The following is a 557-nucleotide window of genomic DNA, read 5'->3' on the forward strand; positions in this document are numbered from 1 at the left end:
TTACCAGTCGGCGTAAGGTATCAGCGGCTGCGGCGGTAAATCCATGTCGCCCTGCCATCCGGCGGCGGAATACCGCACGTAGAGCAGGAAATGGCTTGGCGCATAATCTTTCGCCTGCTGGATATCGATTGCCGTGCCGACAAACCAGTTGGACGTGACCCGACGCTCAAGTAACGCCCGCGCCGTGTAGCCAAAACCCTGACTGCTGCCGCCGTCGTTGGTCTGGCTGGCGGCATCCTCTTTCCAGTCCGTCGGGATCAGGTTCATCAGCGGATAACGCGGCATGGTTTTGGTGCGCGAATGCGACCACGAGCCAGACGCGCCCAGCTCCCACGACCAGTTTTCCGTCCGCTCACGCCACATCACCGGTATGGCAAACGACAGGTATTCCTGCGGGCTGTAGTAACCGCCCTGACCGAGTGAGTACCCACTCAGGTCTTTGTCGTAATGCCAGATCATATTGTTCAGGCCAATGGTCACACGGCGATTATTCTGGTTGATGACCTTATAGTAATAGCCCGTCATCCAGCGCACGCGCCAGTTATCTTCGACATTTT

The 557-nt window shown here is 57.3% G+C and carries 1 protein-coding gene; it reads right to left on the reverse strand.

The window, feature by feature from the left end; genetic code table 11:
• A partial coding sequence (locus EQY_RS0123730; protein WP_000295431.1) for a cellulose synthase subunit BcsC-related outer membrane protein occupies window positions 1-557 on the reverse strand: 557 nt, incomplete at its 5' end.

Source organism: Escherichia sp. TW14182, assembly GCF_000208525.1.
Taxonomy (GTDB): domain Bacteria; phylum Pseudomonadota; class Gammaproteobacteria; order Enterobacterales; family Enterobacteriaceae; genus Escherichia; species Escherichia ruysiae.